The organism is Streptomyces sp. ATLC9, assembly GCF_057196705.1.
This window is the reverse complement of the sequence record NZ_JBXUOY010000355.1, coordinates 1-4,601: the sequence shown is the minus strand read 5'-3', so window position 1 is coordinate 4,601 and position 4,601 is coordinate 1. Positions and strand designations below refer to the sequence as shown.

The 4,601-nt window shown below is 72.8% G+C and carries 4 protein-coding genes; all 4 read left to right on the top strand.

Annotated elements, in window-relative coordinates:
- Window positions 1–295 (top strand): adenosylcobinamide-GDP ribazoletransferase (locus tag AC2CJA_RS24465; RefSeq protein WP_484604851.1); only part of this gene is annotated, 295 nt, incomplete at its 5' end.
- Window positions 296–485: 190 nt separating this feature from the next.
- Window positions 486–2,057, top strand: coding sequence for a leucyl aminopeptidase (locus tag AC2CJA_RS24460; protein WP_484604850.1), 1,572 nt, complete (start codon window positions 486–488; stop codon window positions 2,055–2,057).
- Between the two features lie 366 nt (window positions 2,058–2,423).
- Window positions 2,424–3,812 carry a dihydrolipoyl dehydrogenase gene (gene lpdA, locus AC2CJA_RS24455; protein WP_484604849.1) on the top strand — a complete coding sequence of 463 codons (1,389 nt, stop codon included), beginning with the start codon at window positions 2,424–2,426 and terminating at the stop codon, window positions 3,810–3,812.
- 59 nt (window positions 3,813–3,871) lie between these two features.
- On the top strand, window positions 3,872–4,601 hold a 730-nt coding region (locus tag AC2CJA_RS24450; RefSeq protein WP_484604848.1), incomplete at its 3' end, for a biotin/lipoyl-containing protein.

Genomic DNA, 4,601 nt, shown 5'->3' with positions numbered 1-4,601 from the left:
GGGCGTCCCCGCGGCCCGCCCCGGGGGGCTGGGCGCGGCGGTCGCCGGCGCGGTGCCCGTCCGGGCCGCCGCCCTGACCTGCGTGGTGGTGGTCTCGTCGGCGGCGGGCGCGGGGGCACTGTGGGGGCCGTACGGGGCCGTACGGTGCGCCGCGGCGGTTCTGGTCGCGCTGGGCGCGGCGCACCTGCTGCTGGCCCGCTGCCGCCGCAGACTGGGCGGGGTGACCGGAGACGTCTTCGGCGCGGTGGGCGAAACCGCGCTGACCGCCTGCCTGGTGGTGCTTGCGCCGGGTTAGCGCCCCTCGGAGAATTCCGCGGGACGGTCCCCGCTCGCGTCACGCCCCGCCACCAGGTCCGGGCGGTGGGTTCGCGTACACCGTCCGGAGCCGACGGCGGGGCGCCCCGGGCCGCGACGTAGGCTCGGCCCGTGCCCGAAGCCGTGCACATCCACTCGGCTTGCCCATCGGAAGAGGGATTCCCACCACTGTGTCTGCTCTCACTCTCAGTTCCACGTCCGCCGCGACGCTGCGCGCGGACGCCGTCGTCGTCGGTGTGGCCAAGGGCCCGGACGGGCCCGTGGTCGCTCCGGGCGGCGAGCCCCTGGACCAGGCGTTCGGCGGTTCCCTGGCCGGCGTCCTGGAGACCCTCGGCGCGTCGGGCGGCGAGGGGGAGGTCACCAAGCTGCCCGCCCCGGACGGGGTGAAGGCCGACCTGGTGCTGGCGGTCGGGCTCGGCGACGTCCCGGACGGGGACGGACCGTACGACCCGGAGGCGCTGCGCCGCGCGGCCGGTGCGGCCGCCCGCGCGCTGAGCGGCCGGAAGAAGGCCGGCTTCGCCCTGCCGGCCGGGGACGAGGCGTCCCTGGCCGCCGTCTGCGAGGGAGCGCTGCTGGGCTCGTACTCCTTCACCGAGTACCGCGGCAAGGAGGACGGGAACGCCGGGAGCGCCCCCAAGGGCAGGAAGGGCAAGGGCGGCAAGGACGGGGGCGGTGACAGGAGCGTCCCGCTCGCCGAGGTCACCGTGCTCGGCGCCAAGCCCCGCGACAAGGCCCACAAGGCCGTCGCCGAGCGGGCCGAGGTGCTGGCCGCGGAGGTCAACCGCGCCCGCGACCTGGTCAACACCCCCTCCAACGACCTGTTCCCGAAGTCCTTCGCCTCCGCCGTGCAGAGCGCGGCCAAGGAGCACGGGCTGACGGTGGAGGTGCTGGACGAGAAAGCCCTGGCCAAGGGGGGTTACGGCGGCATCCTCGGCGTCGGGCAGGGCTCGGCGAACCCGCCGCGCCTGGTGCGTGTGGCCTACACCCACTCCAAGGCGAAGAAGAACCTGGCCCTGGTCGGCAAGGGCATCACCTACGACTCGGGCGGCATCTCGCTCAAGCCGGCCGGCCACAACGAGACCATGAAGTGCGACATGAGCGGCGCCGCCGCCGTCTTCGCCGCCGTGGTCGCCGCCGCCCGCCTCGGCCTGCGGGTGAACGTCACCGGCTGGCTGGCGCTGGCGGAGAACATGCCGTCGGGGACCGCGACCCGGCCGGGCGACGTGCTGACCATGTACAGCGGCAAGACCGTCGAGGTGCTCAACACCGACGCCGAGGGCCGCCTGGTGCTGGCCGACGCCCTGACCCGGGCGTGCGAGGAGAAGCCGGACGCGGTGGTGGACGTGGCGACCCTGACCGGCGCGATGATGCTGGCGCTGGGCAGCCGCACGTTCGGCGTGATGGCCAACGACGACGCCTTCCGCACGGCCGTCCACGACAGCGCGACCGAGGCGGGCGAGCCGTCGTGGCCGATGCCGCTCCCCGGTCACCTGCGCAAGGGCATGGACTCGCCGATCGCCGACATCGCCAACATGGGCGAGCGGATGGGCGGCGGCCTGGTGGCCGGCCTGTTCCTGAAGGAGTTCGTCGCCGAGGGCACCACCTGGGCGCACCTGGACATCGCCGGTCCGGCCTTCAACGACGGCGGCCCGTTCGGCTACACCCCCAAGGGCGGCACCGGATGCGCGGTGCGCACACTGGTCCGCCTCGCCGAGCGCGCCGCGGCGGGGGACGCCCTCTGACGGACGCCCGAAGGCCCGTTCGACGGCCGTCCCGCCGGGGCTCCGGAGGCTTTCGGCCTACGGAGCCCCGGCGCGCGTCGCGGCCGGTTCCGGTCCGCTCCGGCCGCGGCGCGTTCGCCGTGAGCGATCGCGGTCGGCCTACCGTCCGGTAGACACGCGTACCCGCTCGCAATCCTCCTGTTCATCTGGGTATGAGGGGCTGGGACACCGGCCCGGCGTCCCACTGTCCGCCGACAAGTGCGAAGATGTTGTCTCGGCAGGACAGGGCCCGCTCAACCCACAGGGCCGAGCAAGAAGCGGCCGAACATACAGCCGCCCGGTCTCCGACGGACCGGCTCCGGCGTACCCATGCATGGAGGACGTGACGTGGCGAATGACGCCAGCACCGTTTTCGACCTAGTGATCCTCGGAGGCGGTAGCGGCGGTTATGCCGCTGCCCTGCGGGCTTCGCAGCTGGGTCTGGACGTCGCCCTGATCGAGAAGGACAAGGTCGGCGGTACCTGTCTGCACTACGGCTGCATTCCGACGAAGGCCCTGCTGCACGCCGGCGAGGTGGCCGACTCCGCGCGCGAGAGCGCCGGCTTCGGCGTCAAGGCCACCTTCGAGGGCATCGACATGCCGGCCGTCCACAAGTACAAGGACGGCGTGATCTCGGGCCTGTACAAGGGCCTGCAGGGGCTGATCGCCTCACGCAAGATCACCTACGTGGAGGGCGAGGGCCGCCTCTCCTCCCCGACCTCGGTGGACGTGAACGGGCAGCGCTACGAGGGTCGGCACATCCTGCTGGCCACCGGCTCGGTACCCAAGTCGATCCCGGGTCTGGAGATCGACGGCGACCGGATCATCACCTCCGACCACGCGCTGAAGCTGGACCGCGTGCCGCGGTCCGTCGTCATCCTGGGCGGCGGCGTCATCGGCTGCGAGTTCGCCTCCGCGTGGAAGTCCTTCGGCACCGACGTCACCATCGTCGAGGGTCTGCCCCACCTGGTGCCGGCCGAGGACGAGAACAGCTCCAAGCTGCTGGAGCGCGCCTTCCGCAAGCGCGGCATCAAGTTCTCGCTCGGCTCCTTCTTCGAGAAGGCGGAGTACACCGACGGCGGCGTGAAGGTCTCCCTGGCCAACGGCAAGGAGCACGAGGCCGAGCTGCTGCTCGTCGCCATCGGCCGCGGTCCGGTCTCGCAGGGTCTGGGCTACGAGGAGGCCGGGGTGAACATGGACCGCGGCTACGTCCTGGTGGACGAGTACTGCCGCACCAGCGTGCCCACCGTCTCGGCCGTCGGCGACCTCATCCCGACCCTCCAGCTCGCCCACGTCGGCTTCGCCGAGGGCATCCTGGTGGCCGAGCGGCTGGCCGGGCTGGACGTCGTGCCGATCGACTACGACGGCGTGCCGCGCGTGACCTACAGCCACCCGGAGGTCGCCTCCGTCGGTCTGACCGAGGCCAGGGCCAAGGAGATCCACGGCGCGGACAAGGTCGTGACGCTGAAGTACAACCTCGGCGGCAACGGCAAGAGCAAGATCCTCAAGACGCAGGGCGAGATCAAGCTCGTACAGGTCCGCGACGGTGCCGTGGTCGGCGTCCACATGGTCGGTGACCGGATGGGCGAGCAGGTCGGAGAGGCCCAGCTCATCTACAACTGGGAGGCTCTGCCCGCCGAGGTCGCGCAGCTCGTCCACGCGCACCCGACGCAGAACGAGGCCCTCGGCGAGGCCCACCTCGCCCTGGCCGGCAAGCCGCTGCACTCCCACGACTGATCCTCCCGGGCGCGAGAGCACCACGCCATTCGCACTTTTCGTTAGGAGCAACCGAAACCATGGCGGTTTCCGTAACCCTGCCGGCGCTCGGCGAGAGCGTCACCGAGGGCACCGTCACCCGCTGGCTGAAGGCCGAGGGTGAGCACGTCGAGGCCGACGAACCCCTGCTGGAGGTGTCGACCGACAAGGTCGACACCGAGATCCCCTCCCCCGCCTCCGGCACCCTGTCCTCCATCAAGGTGGCCGAGGACGAGACGGTCGAGGTCGGCGCCGAACTGGCCGTGATCGACGATGGGACATCCCCGCCGCAGGCAGGGGAAGGAGCCGGTGCCCCGGCCGAGACCCCCGCCCAGGCGGAGGCTCCGGCCACCGCCCCGGCTCCCGAGCCGGAGCCGCAGGCCGCCCCGGCGCAGGCCCGGCCCGAGCCGAAGCCCGAGCCCGCCCAGACCCAGGCCCCGCAGCAGGCCGCCCCCTCCGGCGGTGCGGCGGAGGGCACCGATGTGGTGCTGCCGGCGCTCGGCGAGTCCGTCACCGAGGGCACCGTCACCCGCTGGCTGAAGTCGGTCGGTGACGAGGTCGAGGCCGACGAACCCCTGCTGGAGGTGTCGACCGACAAGGTCGACACCGAGATCCCCTCCCCCGCCTCCGGCACCCTGCTGGAGATCGTGGTGGGCGAGGACGAGACGGCGGAGGTCGGCGCGAAGCTGGCCGTGATCGGGGCCGCCGGCGCCGCCCCGGCGCAGGCCGGGGGCCCGGCGCGGCCCGAGCCGCCCGCCGAGGCCCCGGCCC